This window comes from Pseudomonas violetae (genome assembly GCF_023072615.1).
In the GTDB taxonomy this organism is placed as follows: domain Bacteria; phylum Pseudomonadota; class Gammaproteobacteria; order Pseudomonadales; family Pseudomonadaceae; genus Aquipseudomonas; species Aquipseudomonas violetae.
On the sequence record NZ_JAKNRW010000042.1, the window covers coordinates 1 to 15,510 of the forward strand.

General features: G+C 60.9%; 13 protein-coding genes. 11 read left to right on the forward strand and 2 right to left on the reverse strand.

Annotated elements, in window-relative coordinates:
• Positions 1 to 1,127, reverse strand: a 1,127-nt coding sequence (locus L9059_RS26995; protein WP_247294013.1) for an FtsX-like permease family protein, incomplete at its 3' end; no start/stop codon positions are given.
• Between the two features lies 1 nt (position 1,128).
• A complete protein-coding gene (locus tag L9059_RS27000) occupies positions 1,129 to 1,797 on the reverse strand; it encodes an ABC transporter ATP-binding protein (protein WP_247293958.1) in 669 nt (222 codons plus the stop codon).
• Between the two features lie 224 nt (positions 1,798 to 2,021).
• Here L9059_RS27000 and L9059_RS27005 point away from each other — a divergent pair, with 224 nt between their 5' ends.
• From L9059_RS27005 to L9059_RS27055, 11 genes are all read left to right on the forward strand, one after another.
• A complete protein-coding gene (locus tag L9059_RS27005) occupies positions 2,022 to 3,962 on the forward strand; it encodes an acyltransferase family protein (protein ID WP_247293959.1) in 1,941 nt (646 codons plus the stop codon).
• Positions 3,963 to 4,486: 524 nt separating this feature from the next.
• Positions 4,487 to 5,839, forward strand: a complete 1,353-nt coding sequence (locus L9059_RS27010; protein ID WP_247293960.1) for a UDP-glucose dehydrogenase family protein — start codon at positions 4,487 to 4,489, stop codon at positions 5,837 to 5,839.
• Positions 5,836 to 6,894, forward strand: a complete 1,059-nt coding sequence (locus L9059_RS27015; protein WP_247293961.1) for an NAD-dependent epimerase — start codon at positions 5,836 to 5,838, stop codon at positions 6,892 to 6,894. The genes L9059_RS27010 and L9059_RS27015 overlap by 4 nt, the downstream gene beginning before the upstream one ends.
• Positions 6,891 to 7,637 carry a sugar transferase gene (locus L9059_RS27020; protein WP_247293962.1) on the forward strand — a complete coding sequence of 249 codons (747 nt, stop codon included), beginning with the start codon at positions 6,891 to 6,893 and terminating at the stop codon, positions 7,635 to 7,637. The genes L9059_RS27015 and L9059_RS27020 overlap by 4 nt, the downstream gene beginning before the upstream one ends.
• The gene (locus L9059_RS27025) at positions 7,638 to 8,285 is read left to right on the forward strand and encodes a CpsD/CapB family tyrosine-protein kinase (RefSeq protein ID WP_247293963.1); all 648 of its coding nucleotides are present in this window, start codon (positions 7,638 to 7,640) and stop codon (positions 8,283 to 8,285) included.
• A 22-nt stretch (positions 8,286 to 8,307) separates the two neighbouring features.
• Positions 8,308 to 9,330, forward strand: coding sequence for a polysaccharide biosynthesis/export family protein (locus tag L9059_RS27030; protein ID WP_247293964.1), 1,023 nt, complete (start codon positions 8,308 to 8,310; stop codon positions 9,328 to 9,330).
• A 16-nt stretch (positions 9,331 to 9,346) separates the two neighbouring features.
• Positions 9,347 to 10,942 carry a GumC family protein gene (locus L9059_RS27035; protein ID WP_247293966.1) on the forward strand — a complete coding sequence of 532 codons (1,596 nt, stop codon included), beginning with the start codon at positions 9,347 to 9,349 and terminating at the stop codon, positions 10,940 to 10,942.
• Positions 10,939 to 12,042, forward strand: coding sequence for a glycosyltransferase family 4 protein (locus tag L9059_RS27040; protein ID WP_247293968.1), 1,104 nt, complete (start codon positions 10,939 to 10,941; stop codon positions 12,040 to 12,042). Before L9059_RS27035 ends, L9059_RS27040 begins: the two co-directional genes overlap by 4 nt.
• A complete protein-coding gene (locus L9059_RS27045; protein WP_247293970.1) occupies positions 12,039 to 13,406 on the forward strand; it encodes an O-antigen ligase family protein in 1,368 nt (455 codons plus the stop codon). Before L9059_RS27040 ends, L9059_RS27045 begins: the two co-directional genes overlap by 4 nt.
• On the forward strand, positions 13,403 to 14,371 hold the full coding sequence (locus L9059_RS27050; RefSeq protein WP_247293972.1) for a glycosyltransferase: 969 nt from the start codon (positions 13,403 to 13,405) through the stop codon (positions 14,369 to 14,371). Before L9059_RS27045 ends, L9059_RS27050 begins: the two co-directional genes overlap by 4 nt.
• On the forward strand, positions 14,364 to 15,500 hold the full coding sequence (locus tag L9059_RS27055) for a glycosyltransferase (RefSeq protein WP_247293974.1): 1,137 nt from the start codon (positions 14,364 to 14,366) through the stop codon (positions 15,498 to 15,500). Before L9059_RS27050 ends, L9059_RS27055 begins: the two co-directional genes overlap by 8 nt.
• Positions 15,501 to 15,510 lie beyond the last annotated feature (10 nt).

Genomic DNA, 15,510 nt, shown 5'->3' on the forward strand with positions numbered 1-15,510 from the left:
TGTGGATCGGCCAGTGCCAGCAACGGCAGGCGCGCCGCCCGCAACAGACTGTTGGCACCGGCCAGCAACGCACCGAGCAGGCTCAAGCCGACACCACTCAACCACCACCACGGGCTCAGGTTCAATTGCCCGGCGACCTCGGCGCCATACAGGCCCCGCAGGCTGGCGGCGACATCCGGCAGCAGCACACTCGCCAACAGATAGCCGCTGACGATCCCGGCCACTGCGCCAACCAGTGCCAGGGCGCCCAGCTCCACGACCAGGCAGCCGATCAACATCCGTGCGCTTACACCGCAGGCACGCAGGGTCCGCAGCAGGCCACGCCGTTGTTCAAGGGCCAGACCGATGGCCGCATGGACGATGAACAGGCCGACCACAAAGGAGAGAAAGCCCAGGGCATCGAGGTTTAGGTGAAAGCTCTCGGTCAGGCGCGCCAAATTGTTTTCTTCACCACTGCGCGTGAGTTGCAGCACAGTGCTGAACCGCTCCGGCAGCGGTGCACTGAAATCCTTGGGCAACAGCAAGCGCGACACTTGAGCCGGCTGGTCGAGAATCTGCTGGGCAAAGCCGATGTCTACCAGCAACACCCCTGGCGCCATGTCTGCCTGGGCATGCAGCGGCGGCAATGCCTGACCGCTGGCACTGACCGGCCGCTCGCCCTCGCGCATGCCCATGGCCTGCAACGTTTGCGGTGCTACCCAGGTGCTACCCGGGGGGGTGAAAAATTCGACGATCTGCTCGATCGCCAATACCCGCCCGGCCACCGCAGCACCCGCCGGCAGCGACACCGGTTCGATGCCCATCAGTTGCAGTCGCTGTTGTTCCAGGCCCTTGAGCGTGACCCGCCCCTGGAGCACCGGCGATACCGGCCAACCGGCCCGACGCAAGTCCACAAACAGTTGCTGGGAAAACGTCCCCCCGCCCGGGGCGCTGAGGCTGGCTTGGGGTTCGCCACCAATCATCTGGCTGGCCCGGGCGTAACTGTCCCGCGCCTGGCCGTTCAATGCCTGTACGCCCGTGAGCAGGCTGGTGGCGAGCCACAACCCGGTCAGCACGCTGAAAAATTGCACCGGGTGCTGCCGCCAGTGACTGAGCAGCGCGCGTAAGGCCTGGCGGAAGACCCGCACCTCAGCGCTCGTCCGCGCCGGCCAGGCGACCACGGTGCAGCACCACTTTGTCGTCGAGGCGCGCCGCTACCCGGGGGCTGTGGGTGACCATCAACAAGGTCGTGGGGCTGTCGTCGAGCAGCTCCAGCAGCAGCTTCAATACTTCATCGCTGGTGGCCTCATCGAGACTGCCGGTGGGTTCATCGGCGAGCAGCAGTTTGGGTTTCGACGCCAGCGCCCGCCCCAGGGCAACCCGCTGCTGTTGTCCTCCCGAGAGTTGTTCGGGATAGCGGCGCAGTAGTTCGGCCAACCCCAGGCGCTGCACCAGATGCGCCTGCCAATGCGAATCATGACGCCCAGCCAGACGCGCCTGAAACGCCAGGTTGTCCTCCACTCGCAGGCTACCGATCAGGTTGAACTGCTGGAACACCAGGCCGATTTCGTTGCGGCGCCAGTCAGCCAACTGCCTTTCGTTCATCTGGTCCAGCCGATATTTGCCGCTGATAATGGTGCCGCGATCAACCTTGTCCAGCCCGGCGATCAAGTGCAGCAAGGTGCTCTTGCCGCTGCCGGACTCGCCCATCAACGCCAGGCTGCTGCCCGGTTTCAACGTCAAGTCGACGCCTTGCAGCACCGGCAAGGGCCCTTGCGGCGTGGCGTAGCTTTTGAACACTGCGTGGACTTCAAGCATGGATCGACCCGTTCGATGAGCGTCGGCCAAGGATAGCGGCCTTGCAGAATATTTGTTTGATCACGATTGCCCGCTCTCGAGCACCTGCGGCGACTGATGGCCATTTGCGTCCAGCCAATTCCGAGCTACAAATGACATGTGGGGTTAACCGTCCAAAATCTTGACAGTGGTTGTCATGGGTCGGACTTAGATGGATGGCGAAAGCTTTAGGGATGGTGAAGCGCATGGCTCAAGGCAAATACCGCTCGGACATAGATGGTCTGCGAGCTGTAGCGGTGATCGCGGTATTGTTACACCACCTTAATACCACCCTGCTGCCCGGCGGTTTTGTGGGCGTGGATATTTTCTTTGTGATCTCCGGTTTCCTGATCACCTCCCAAGTGTATTCCGAGGTCAAGAGCAACGCTTTCTCACTGAAGGGCTTCTACCAGCGACGCATCAATCGGATCGTTCCCGCGCTGGCGACGGTGCTGCTGGCGACGGTGATCGTCGGCGCCTTTATCCTGTCGCCGGTCGACCTAATCCGCCTCAATGTCAGCGCCCTGCTCTCCCTGCTGGGCGTTTCCAACATCTATATCTGGGTCAAGTACGGCAACTACTTCGCCGCCGATGCCAGTGAAGCGCCTCTTCTGCATACCTGGTCCTTGGGCATCGAGGAGCAGTTCTACGTCATCTGGCCGCTGTTCATCGTCCTGCTTTATCGCCTGGCGCCTCGTTACGTCCTGCCTGTCCTGGGCATCGGCGTGGTAGTTGCGGTGGCCGTTTCCGAGTACGCGACGGGCGTCTTCGCCACCGCTGCCTACTACCTGCTGCCGACGAGGTTTTTCGAATTGATGCTGGGCGGGCTGCTGGGGATTTACCTGCAGCAGCCTCGCGTCATCGGCAAGCTGGCAGCCCATGTCCTGGCTCTGGGGGGCTATCTGCTGATTGGCTTCTCACTGTTTGCCTTGAACGCGAACTCAACCTTCCCTGGGCTCAACGCGTTGATTCCCTGCCTCGGGGCAGCGCTGTTGATTCTGGCGGGCAGCGGCGACAGGCACTCGCGCTTGCTCACCTGCCGGCCGATGGTGTTTGTCGGGCTGATTTCCTATTCGCTGTATTTGTGGCACTGGCCGCTGATTGCCTACCTCAATTATCTGGAGATCCCTGTCGACCTGCCGGTCGGAGCCATGTTGATCGCGGTCTCGATCGGGCTGTCGTGGTTGTCCTGGCGTTATGTCGAGGTGCCGTTCCGGCGTGGTGGGGCGAACTGGCATTTCTCCCGGGTGTTCGTCCGCCGATTTGCGCTCCCGGCCTTGGGACTGGCTGCAATAGCGGCGCTAAGCGTTTTATTCAGTGGTTTTCCGCAGCGGTTCGGCCCTGGGGTTTCAGCGCTGGAAGCCATGACGCTGAGCAAGCCCAGCGAGATTCGCAGCGGTTGCCACGTTCCTAATGCGCTGTACAGCACCGCACCCAATGAGAATTGCCGCTTGGGCGTCAAGAAAGAGGGCCTGGACGGCATCATGATCGGCGACTCGTTTGCCAATCACTTTACCGGCATGGTGGATATCCTGGCCAAGCCGAACAATCTGTCGATCATGGATTACACCATGGACTCGTGTCCGCCGATCATCGGCTATAGCGCCGACATGCCACCGGTCTACGCCGCCCATTGCGCAAAACGCAACGAGCGCGTGTTCAGCCTGATCGAGCAGAACAAATACCCTTATGTGGTGCTGGCGGCGATCTGGCCAAAAGAGGCGATTGCCAGGGATATCGTTGAGGCGAGCATTCGGCGGGTGGTGGAGAACAGCGGCCAGGTCATTGTGATCCTGAGTAACCAGCACATCGAAAAGGCCGCAAGTTGCCCGATCAGGCGGTTGATGTTTGGCACCGAGCGCAATTGTTCGGTCGCCCAAAGCGCGCTTGCACCTTATTGGGCGGACGTGCGGGCGAAGTTTCCGCAGGTGCGCTTTATCGACCCTAATCAGGTGATCTGCCCGGCGGGGGTTTGCAGTCCGATCATTCAGGGGCAGTTGTTGTATCTGGACGATTCGCACTTGAACGAGGTTGGTTCGCGGTTTATTGGCCGCACGTTGCTGGAGCGGGGGTATTCGCTCTTGCATGACCCGCTGGAGACTGCGCGTACGGCGGTGGTCAGGGGTACGCCCGAGGTCGTCAACTGAAGCTCTGCTCGCTATGGACCTGAACGATACCGCGCACTTGCTGCTTAAACATCACCCTTGTGGGAGCGCAAGTGCGGGATCAACGCAGTGACCGCCTGGGCAAATCACACCCAATAATCGCAGCCTTTCTCCCCCTTAACGCTATTGCCCAGTACCGCAATTGGCCAATAGATTGTCGGCTATTTTTTGGCGCTAGCACATAGCCATCTTTGCGCAAGAAATGTCGGACTTTTTTACAAAGCGTCAAAAAAACGTTGACTCAAATCTGACACACCTTACGCGTTCCAACCCTCGCAAGAATCGTCTCACGACCGTCTATCGTTTTCTTTGAACTGCCCTTAAACCCCTCAAAACCGGGGCAAATGCAGCTACGACAGGCACTTGATGGCATATCGCCCCCAGAACTGGGGGGTGTCTTGCCAATGCAACACGTCATTTTGCTGACACGGATTCCCACGACTGGTCTATACCCATTTTGACAGTCTAATTCTGATCCTCTCCACCGTCTTACGAGGCACGCCAAAATGGACGTGAGCGTATTTGGTACGGGCTACGTTGGCCTGATACAAGCAGCGGCACTGGCCGATGTCGGACATCGTGTCCTGTGCGTCGACATTGATCCGACCAAGATCAAGCAACTGCAACAAGCGGTACCGCCGATCAGTGAACCGGGACTATCCGGCACGCTGGAAGAGAACATCAAGGCCGGTCGCTTGCTGTTCACCACCCAGGCCAGCGATGCGGTGGAACACGCCGAGCTGATCTTCATCGCGGTCGGCACGCCCGCCGATGAGGACGGTTCCGCCGACCTCAGTCACGTTCTGAACGTGGCCCGGCAGATCGCCAGTTTCATGGAGGCCGATCGCACGCTGATCATCAAGTCCACCGTACCGGTCGGCACTGCGGATCAGGTGGTCGCCGCCGCCAGCGAAGAACTGCAACGCCGGGGCAAGGCGGCGCTGAATGTGCGGGTGGTATCCAACCCGGAGTTCCTCAAGGAAGGCAGCGCGCTGGCCGACTGCATGCGCCCGGACCGCATCATCGTTGGCACCGACGACGATCAGGCCCGCGAGCAATTGAGCGAGCTCTACGCACCCTTCTGCCGCAACCATGAAAAGCTCATGTTCATGGACAATCGCAGTGCCGAGCTGACCAAGTACGCAGCCAATGCGATGCTCGCCACTCGCATCAGCTTCATGAACGAACTGGCCAATCTCACCGAACTGCTGGGCGCCGACATCGAAGCGGTGCGCAAAGGCATCGGCTCGGACCCGCGCATCGGTTACCACTTTATCTACCCGGGCTGCGGCTTTGGTGGCTCGTGCTTTCCAAAGGACCTGCGCGCCCTGCTGCACACCGCCGAACACAACGGCATGCCATTGCGCCTGCTGCGCAGCGTGACCGATGTCAACGACAGCCAGCGCCATATTCTCTTCAGTAAACTCAAAGCTCGATTCCCCGATGGCCTGGCCGGCAAGTCCATTGCGATCTGGGGCCTGGCGTTCAAACCCAACACCGATGACATGCGCGAAGCCCCCAGCCGCTACCTGATGGAAGCGTTGTGGGCAGAGGGCGCCAGCGTGCAGGCCTACGATCCGGAAGCCATGTCCGAATGCCGCCGCCTCTACGGTTATCGCAACGACCTGCACCTGTGCGCCACCCGCGACGACACCCTGGAAGACGCCGACGCGCTGGTGATTTGCACAGAGTGGAAAAACTTTCGCGTGGTCGACTTCGACCTGCTGGCCAGTAAGTTGCGTTCGCGGGTGATCGTCGACGGGCGCAATCTCTACAACCCCGAGCACGTCGCGGCCGCCGGCCTGCACTACAGCGGCATCGGCTTGCGTCACTACGTGCCCGAGGCGCTGCGTCCATGAAGATACTCGTGACCGGAGCCGCAGGATTCATTGGTGCCCATTGTGTGTTGCGGCTACTACGCGACGGACATCAAGTGTGCGGGCTGGATAACTTCAACGACTACTACGACCCGCAACTCAAACACGATCGAGTGTCCTGGGTGCAGGAGCAGGTCGGCAGTTTCCAGCTCGCCAAGGTCGACCTGGCCGACGCCGCGGCCATCGAGGCGCTGTTTGCCCGTGAACAACCGCAGGTAGTGATTCACCTCGCCGCCCAGGCCGGGGTGCGCTACTCGCTGGAAAATCCACGGGCCTACCTGGACAGCAATTTGAGTGGCTTCCTGAGCATTCTCGAAAGCTGCCGGCGACACCCGGTCGCGCACCTGATCTACGCCTCGTCCAGTTCAGTGTATGGCGCCAACCAGCACACACCCTACTCGGTCAGGGACGGCGTCAATCACCCGCTGTCGCTGTACGCCGCGACTAAGAAAGCCAACGAGCTAATGGCCCACAGTTACAGCCATCTGTTCGGTATCCCGTGCACCGGTTTACGCTTTTTTACTGTGTACGGGCCTTGGGGGCGGCCGGACATGTCGCCGATCCAGTTCGCTCGCGCGATCGCCGAGGGCCAGCCGTTGAAGCTGTTCAACTACGGCCAGCACCAGCGTGATTTCACCTACATCGACGACATCATCGAAAGCATCGTCCGTCTGATTGAGCTGCCACCGCAGGCCAACCCCCAATGGGACCGGGAAACCCCGGACCCGGCCAGCAGCATGGCGCCGTGGCGCATCTTCAATATTGGCGGGCAGCACCCGGTCGAGCTCAAGGCTTACCTGGCGCTCCTGGAAAAACACCTCGGGCAAAAAGCTCTGGTCGAGTTGCTGCCCCTGCAACCCGGCGATGTGCTCAATACCTGTGCCGATGCCAGCGACCTGGCCCAGGCCACCGGCTTCCAGCCACGCATCGAACTGGATGAAGGACTCGGGCGCTTCATTGCCTGGTTTCGCGATTACTACCCACTGCCTATCGCCCACGCGCCGTTCGCGGCTGAACTTCAGCGGAGGATTACATGACAGGACACGAAAAAGGTGTGCCCCTCAAAGAATTGAGGAGAGACAAGCGCCTGGACCCCGAACACCGAATCCGCATGGATGCCGCCATCCATATGCAAGGCCGTGGCTGGATCACCGGGCGCGATGGCGGGCGACCCTGGACTTTATCGCGTACCAACCGGGTAATGGCCTGCCTGGGGGCATTGATCATCCTGGTGCTGATCTCGCCGCTGCTGCTGGGCCTGGCGCTGGTGATCAAGTTCACCAGCCCAGGGCCGGTCATGTTCGTGCAAAAACGCACCGGCTACCGCGGTCGCACGTTCGGCATGTACAAGTTTCGCACCATGGTGGCCAACGCCGAGGAGCTCAAGGAATCCCTGCGTCACCTCAACAAACACGGGGCCGATGCCATCGATTTCAAAATCGACAAAGATCCACGCATCACCCGCATTGGTGGCTTCCTGCGGCGCAGCAGCCTCGACGAATTGCCCAACCTGTTCAACGTGGTGGCCGGTGACATGCGCCTGGTAGGCCCTCGGCCCACCTCATTCAATGCCTACCGCTACAAAGACAATCATCTTGCGCGCCTGAGCATCTACCCCGGCATGACCGGCCTCTGGCAGATCTCCGGGCGCAGCAATATCGACTTCGACCAGCGCGTTGAGTTGGACCTCAGCTATATCGCCGAGCAGAGCCTGCTGCTTGATCTGAAGATCCTGTTGAAAACCCCCTTCAAAGTATTCAGCGGCCACGGAGCGAGTTAAATGGACGGTTCAACTGCACAAAGCCTGACTATCGCGAACCCGAGCGAGTCCAACCTGACTTCGACTGTGCTCGATCAAGATCTGCGGATCCTCTTCCTGACCGCCGCCAACGCCGGCGCCGGCACGACCACCAGTGCCCTGGTGCTGGCCAGTCAACTGGCGCAAATGAGCAGCGGCCAAGTGTTGTTGGTCGACGCCAGCCAGTCGACCACCAACCTCACCCAACAGCTTGGGCTGACCAAGGAGCGCGGCTTTCGCGACCTGCTGTTCAACACCCAGAGCCCACCGCTGCTGCAGGACTGTGTGGTGGACGTCTCCAGCCTGCCCTTCCACGTGCTGCCCAACGGACGTTATGCCCGGGGCAACGAACACCTGACCGCCGAAACCCTGAGCCCGTTGCTCGACCAACTGGGCAGCCGCTACCGCTTTGTCGTGATCGACGGCGACGCGGTGTATTCGGCCGCCGACACCCTGGTCATCAGTACCCAGGTGGACGGCGTGATCATGGTTGTGCGCGCCGAAGACACCCGCTGGGAAGTGGCCCAGGCCGCCGTCCAGCGCCTGACCCAGGCGGGAGCAAAACTGGTGGGTAGCGTGTTCAACCGACGCAAGTACTACATGCCCAAATGGCTCTACAAAAATCTGTGAGCAAACGCCAAAGGATGACGACATGAACGCCAGAATGCTTGTCCTGCTGTTGCTGCCGCTTGCAGGTTGCTCCAGCCATACCGAAACCCAGTCAATGCCAGTGCAGATCCTCACGGCCGCACCGGCCAATGCCCAGGCCACCGACGTGCCCAAGGTCGAACAGACCCTGCGGCCCCAGGATGTACTGGACGTAATCTTCCACATCAGCACCAGTGGCTCGGACGCCTATCGAGTGCAGTCCGGTGACATGATCGCGCTGAACTTCACCGCAGCCAGCCAGCTCAACGGCAACCAGTTGGTGCTGCCCGACGGCACCATCGAGCTGCCGGGAGCCAACACTGCGGTGAAAATCGAAGGCCTGACCCGCGAACAGGCACGCATCGAAATTCAGCGTGCGTATGAGCGTAAGCAACTGTTCCAACCCAATCGCAATACATTGTCACTCAATGTGGTCAGCCCGTTGACCAACGAGCAGAACCTCAAGTCGGTCCTCAACCATCCCGGTACCGGCATGAGCCGCGAGATCACCGTGGGCACCGACGGCTTCGCCAGCTTTCCGGAAATTGGCGCCGTACCGCTGCAAGGCATGACGGTCAACCAACTGGAAACGTTCCTCAATAAACGCTACGCCACGTTGCCAGGACGCATGACCGTGGACGTGCTGCTCAAGTCCACCGCCGGCAACGAGATCTATGTACTGGGCGAAGTCGGCCAGCCGGGGTCCTACCCGATTCGCCGTCCGGTGTCCGTACTTGAAGCCCTGACCATGGCCCGCGGCTCCAACATCAAGGCACGCCTGGACTCAGTGATGATCATGCGGCGCAACGGCAACGAGGTCACCGCGCATCGTTATGACGTGGAGAAAGCTCTGTCCGGCGATGCCTCGCAGATCGCCTACCTGCAAGCCGACGACATGCTGTACGTGCCCAAGACCAAATTGGCCAGCGCCGGCGAACTTGCCCGACAACTGGCAGACGTGGTGCTGTTCCAGGGCGTGGGCATGAGCTTCAGCTACCGCGTCGACAACAAAGGCAGCGACAACTAACTCTCAGGTGACCGCCATGAATCCAAAAGAAAACTACCTGCATGAGTTCTTCAGGATCTTTTTCGCCAACAAGCAGTTGGTGAAACGAGTCTTCCTGGTCTTTGCAGTGATCGCCCTGGTTTTGCCGCTGATGCTCAAGCAGAGCTTCGATATCACCGCCCAGGTGATCGTGCAGTCCAAGAAACTCTCACAAGGAGATGCCACCGCCTCTCTGAACCAGGAGAGCGCCTCATTCATTCCGCCATCGCTGGCAGACATGGAAACCGAGAGCAATATCCTGCGTTCGCCGGCGTTGATCCGTCAGACCATCAGCCAGTTGCGCGAAAAGGGCGAGTACTCTCCCCCCGTCAGCACGTTCAACAAACTGGTAGCGCAGCCGTTCAAAGACTACGTCACCACGCCGATTCGCGAGCACGTGATCAATCCGATGCGCGATGCACTGGGGCTTGAGACCGACCCGGTTCGCGACACCCAACTGGACGCGCTGGCCCAGAAAGCATCGGACGACCTGAAGATCGAAACCCTGCCCGGCTCCAACGTGATCTCGATCATCTACAGCTTCCCCGACCCGGCCCAAGGCACCAAGTTCGTTGCAGCCCTGCTGCAGAACTACCTGGCCAGCCGTCAGGAGCTGCAGTCGATCGACCTGCCGCAAAGCTTCTACGAAACCAAGAAACTGCAGTACCAGGTGCGTCTTGATGGCCTGGAAGGCAATCGACTGGCCCTGCTTGAAGGCGTCGGTTCGGCGGATCCTCGGGAGGAAATCACTTTCCGCCTGAACGCCATCAACACCGAGGAGCAGGCGCTCAACCTCTATCAGGATCGCCTGTTGCAAAGCAAACGCTGGCTCGACTACCTCAAAACTAACCTGGCCGCAGCCAAGGACGCCAAACTCCTTAGCGACTTCACCTTCCCTTACACCTTCACCACCACCATCGAAAACGTGGCTTTCGAGGATCGCGAGGTCAAGCAACTCGGTGAACTGCTGACTAGCCAGATCAGCCGCTACATGACCGACCTTTCAGTGTTCCAGCCAAGCAGCGAACCGATGCTGCTGCTCCGTGAACAGATCACTCGGAACCGCGGGCAGTTCCTCAAAGTGGTAAGCAACCGGATTCAGGAACGGACCGCCGACCTGGCCGTGGTCAGCTCGGTGATCGACCAGAAAACCGCGCGCATTGACCAGTTCAAGAACCGCATCCACCAGTTGCAGGAAACCCAGAGCAAGCTGCGCCAGATGGACACAGAGATCGAAGCGTTGCACTCCGCGTTCTCTACCTACGCCCAGCGTTTTGCCGAAAGCAGCACCGCCCGCTCGCTGGACAACGACCTGTCCAACGCACGGATTCTCAGCCCACCGTTCGAGCCGACCGAAGCCGCATTCCCCAAACCGATGCTAATCATTCCATTCGGCCTGCTCACCGGTTTGCTGCTGGCAATCGCTTTCGTTTACGTACGTGAATTCTTCGATCACCGCTTCAAACATCCAGCGCAAATCACCCACGAACTGGGCCTGCCTGTCCTGCTGGTGATCAACGATCAGAACGTCGACCCTATCAATCCGCACAAGAACTGGACCGTGCCGCGCTTCGCGCATTGGGTGCGCAATTGAACGCGCCGCTCAGCCAGACTGCGCCTGCAAGCACCCTGCCGATCATTCATTTGCTCAGCAGCGGCGGCTTCTATGGGGCTGAGCGGATGTTGCTGGACCACTGCCTGGCAACGCCCGGGCAGCACCAGGTGCTGTTTCTGGATGCGCCACCGGAACTGATCGCGCGGTTTCGCGAAGCCGGGGTTGACTGCCGTGGCTGTGCGGGGCTGGGGGCCTTGCTGAGGCATTTACGTCAGCGTCGGGCCGAGCGGCCGCTGATCAACACGCATAACTTCAAGGGCCTGTTGTTCGGTTGGGTCGGCGCGACGCTGTTGCGCCTGCCGTTGGTAATCACCCAGCACGGGTTCACCCCGCGCAGTCGCAAGCAGAAGTTCTACACCTGGCTCAGCCTGCAATTGTGCCGCACGGCTTCGGTGGATCGCGTGGTTTGCGTCGCTGAAAGCATCGCCGTGCTGCACCGTCAGGCAAGCGTCGGGGTGCAGAAGCTGCAGGTGATTCCCAACGGTTTGCCCGCCGCCACTGTGCAGTTGCCCCCCAGTACCGACCGGCAGCGCTTTCTCGCCGGTTACGTCGGGCGGCTGAGCAGTGAAAAAGGCCCGGACCTGTTTCTCGATGCGCTGATTGCGCTGTGTCAGCAACACCCGCAACTGGACGCCGTGATGTTGGGCGACGGCCCGGAACGCGAGGCTCTGCTGGCACGCATTAACGCAGCAGGCTTGCAGGAGCGCATCCGCTTGCCGGGGTATCAGACCGACATGGGCCAGTGGTGGCGACAGCTCGATGCGCTGGTGATCAGCTCACGCACCGAGGGCACGCCAATGATTTTGCTCGAGGCCATGCAGGCCGGGGTGCCGGTGGTGGCGTTTGCTGTCGGCGGGATTCCCGATGTGCTGCAAGACCGGCACAACGGCTTGCTGGCAGCGCCTGCCGACAGCACGGCCCTCGCCCGCCAGATCGGCACCTTGCTGGCCGAGCCGGCCCTGACTGGCGAGCTGATCGACAACGCAAGACGTACGCAACTGGATCGCTATGACCTCAAGGCCCTGGCCGAACGCTGGTCGCAGCTTTATATCCGTACTGCACGGGAGGCACGCGCGTGACTTTTCCGCTCTCGATCGTCGTTTTGCTCGCCCTGGTCTGCCTTGGTTTGCTGGCCAGCCCTTTTCCTTTCCTGGCGCCGGGGGTGGTGCTCGGCCTGGCCGGCGTTGTGTTGCTGTACCGCAAGCCGAGCTGGGGCCTGCTGGGCATCGCCACCATCCTGCCCTTCGAGGGCCTGTTCAAGGACAACGACTTTCCCGGTTCCAAAATGCTCGGGGCCTCGCTGGTGCTGATTCTGATGTTGCAACTGGCGATTCACCAGCTGCCCTCCGAACGCCTGCGCAGCAATATCTGGCGCTTTCTGCTCAGTTTCATGGCCCTGTACCTGCTCAGCCTGCTGAACACCGACAACATGGGCCTGTCACTCGGGCACCTGCGTGAAATGAGCGTCGGCCTGGTGCTGTTCATTATCACCCTGCTTATCGGCCGCGAACTGAACCTGAACATATTCGCCAAACTGGTGACCCTCAGTGTCGCCGTGACCTGTGCCATGGCGATGTTCTCCGTCAAGTACCAGGACGCCGGCCGTGCTTCCGGTCTGCTGAAAGACCCGAACAACTTTGCCCTGATGATCGCCTTTGCCGTTCCGCTGGCGCTGTTCCTGGTGATGCGTAGCCCGAACCTGCTGCATCGGCTGTTCTGGGGCGGGTGCACAATCCTGCTGCTGGGCGGCATGACCAAGACCGAATCGCGTTCCGGCCTGGTGGTACTGTTCCTCAGCCTGCTGATCGGTGCCTGGCACTATCGCGCGCTGCTGCCACGCATTCGCCCGCGGCACCTGGGGTTTGGCATGCTCGGCATGGCGATCGTGATTCCTCTTGCGCTCTATGCGATGCCGGAAGGTTACATTAAACGCATTCAGTCCTTGAGCATTCTGAGCTCGGGTGCCAAGAGCCAGGACGCCTCCCTGGGCCGGCGCGCTTCCTACATCGTGGTGGGCAGCGGGATGATTGCCGAAAGCCCGTTGATTGGCACCGGTCCCGGCACCTTCCCGCTGCACTTCGCGACTACCGGCTATGCCAAGGCCTTTTCCATCAACGGCAAGCCCGAGGAGCTGTACCGTCGCGCACACAACACCTACCTGGAAATCTTCAGTGAACTGGGGATTCCTGCCGGCCTGATGTTTGTCGGCATGCTCGGCCTGGCCATGTACAACCTGGTGCGGGCGCGCCGCGCCTGTATGCAGCGCGGCAATGCCGAGCAAGCCGATATGCTGACCCACCTAAGCATGAGTTTTCTCTCGTTGACCCTGTTCCTGATGTTCCTCAGCGCGCCGAACCACAAGTACCTGTGGATCATGCTCGCACTGACCAGCGTGCTGCGCCTCAAAGCCGAAGAAGGCGCGCCGCTGGAGGCCCGGACATGAACAGCATCAGCATCGTCATTCCGATGTTCAACGAGGCGCGGCACATTGCGCGCACGCTGCTGGCCGCGCAGAAAGCCGCCCATGCCGCCGATCTGCAGTGCGAGCTGATAGTGGTCGACAACGGCTCCACTGATCAGGGCCCGCAGATTGCTCGACAGTTCGGCGCCCAGGTGTTGGTGCTGCCGGGCCTGGTGATCGGCGCCTTGCGCAATCGCGGCGCCGCCATCGCCAGCGGTCACTGGCTGGCCTTTATCGATGCCGACATCGAGATGCCCGAGGACTGGCTGACACGGCTGATCGAACTCGAAGCCAGCGGCCAGGCCGATGTGTTTGGACTGGACCTGCACACGCCCTCAGAAGCCCCCTGGTACGCGACCGCCTGGCAGCGCCGTACGTTGCGTCCCGGCGTCCAAACCGTGCAAAAGGTGGACTGGCTGCCCAGTGCCAACCTGCTGATGCGGCGCAGCTGGTTCGACAAGGTCGGCGGCTTCGACGAAAACCTGCGTACCGGTGAAGACAAGGAATTTACCCTGCGCCTGGGCAAACACGGCGCGCGCCTACTCACCGCCAACGAAAGCGTGGCCCTGCACTGGGGTTACGAAGGCAGCTGGCGGGAATGGATGGGCAAGGAAATGTGGCGCCAGGGCAGTCATCTGCAATTGCTGCGTACCCATGGCATGAGCGTGCGACTGCTGCGCTTTCCGTTGCTTTCGATCATGGCTTGGGTGGTGGACTTCCTCGCCATTTCAGCCCTGTTCAACGGCTTCGCGCATCACGCATTGCTAATGTTTGCCCTGACGCTGTTGCCGGCGCTGATGTTGAGCGTGCGGCAGAGTGCCAAGCACCGCAATGTTGGCCTGACCCTGCAACTCTGGTGCTTGCACTGGGTGCGTCTGCACCTGGCAGGCGCCGCGTTCATTCTCAGCCTTTGTCAATGGAATGCCAGGAGGCCCGCCCGTGGCTGAATTCATTTTCTGGATGTGCCTGTTGTTGCCGGTCTACGCCTACCTCGGTTATCCCGTACTGCTGACATTGCTCGCGCCGCTGTACCCGGCACGTCGTCCGGCGCCGGCGCCACCGATGAACGTGAGCATCGTGATTGCCGCACACAACGAGGCCCGACACATCGAGGATAAGTTACGCATTTTGCTCGCCCAGGATTACCAGCCTGGTTCGTTGCAGATCATCCTGGCCAGCGACGGTTCCACCGATGACACCGTAGCCTGCGCGCATAGGGTCATCGACCCGCGCATCACGGTGCTCGACCTGCCGCGCCAGGGAAAGGCAGCCACCCTGAACGCCGGCGTGGCGCTGAGCACCGGCGATATTTTGGTGTTCACCGACGCGGACAACCAGTGGGCCACCGATACACTCGGCCACCTGCTCGCGCCCTTGGGCGACCCGGCGGTCGGCGCCTGTGCCGGTCACATGGTGATCCCGGTGACCGGCAACGGCCTGAGCATCGGCGACAGTCTGTATCGGCATTACGAAGGCTGGCTGCGCCGGGTGGAAAATCGCACCGGCTGCATGGTCTCCGCCGACGGTGCGCTGCTGGCCCTGCGGCGCGAGTTGTTCCAGAGCGTGCCGGCCGAGGTCAACGATGATTTCTTCATCAGTACCTGCGCGCCTGTGGCGTTCAAGCGCATCGTTTATGTGCCCAAGGCGCAAGTGATCGACCAGGGCGTCGACGAGGCGGACAAACAATTTCGCCGGCGCCAGCGCGTCACCGTCGGCGGCCTGCAAAGCCTTGCCCAGCGCCGCGAACTGCTCAACCCGTTCAAGCATGGGCTGTACGCCGTTGCGCTGATCAGCCACAAGCTGATCCGCCGCCTGGCGCCCATCCTGTTGCTGCCGTTGTTGCTGAGCAATTTCTGGCTGTGGCAGGAGCATGGTTTCTACCGAGTGTTCCTGATCGCGCAACTGCTCGGTTATGCGATCGCCATTGCCGGCCTGCTGGACTCGCAACACCGCTTGCCGAAACCCTTTCGCCTCGCGGCCTTCCTCCTGGTGACCCTTGCCGGGATGTGTATCGGTCTGTGGCAGTTCCTGCGCGGCCAACGCTATGCGCAGTGGAACCCTGAACAAAATCGTTGAGAGGACAAAT

Coding starts and splice junctions, on each gene's coding strand:
- L9059_RS27000 (WP_247293958.1), bottom strand. CDS start 1,797: ATGCTTGAAGTCCACGCAGTGTTCAAAAGCTACGCCACGCCGCAAGGG.
- L9059_RS27005 (WP_247293959.1), top strand. CDS start 2,022: ATGGCTCAAGGCAAATACCGCTCGGACATAGATGGTCTGCGAGCTGTA.
- L9059_RS27010 (WP_247293960.1), top strand. CDS start 4,487: ATGGACGTGAGCGTATTTGGTACGGGCTACGTTGGCCTGATACAAGCA.
- L9059_RS27015 (WP_247293961.1), top strand. CDS start 5,836: ATGAAGATACTCGTGACCGGAGCCGCAGGATTCATTGGTGCCCATTGT.
- L9059_RS27020 (WP_247293962.1), top strand. CDS start 6,891: ATGACAGGACACGAAAAAGGTGTGCCCCTCAAAGAATTGAGGAGAGAC.
- L9059_RS27025 (WP_247293963.1), top strand. CDS start 7,638: ATGGACGGTTCAACTGCACAAAGCCTGACTATCGCGAACCCGAGCGAG.
- L9059_RS27030 (WP_247293964.1), top strand. CDS start 8,308: ATGAACGCCAGAATGCTTGTCCTGCTGTTGCTGCCGCTTGCAGGTTGC.
- L9059_RS27035 (WP_247293966.1), top strand. CDS start 9,347: ATGAATCCAAAAGAAAACTACCTGCATGAGTTCTTCAGGATCTTTTTC.
- L9059_RS27050 (WP_247293972.1), top strand. CDS start 13,403: ATGAACAGCATCAGCATCGTCATTCCGATGTTCAACGAGGCGCGGCAC.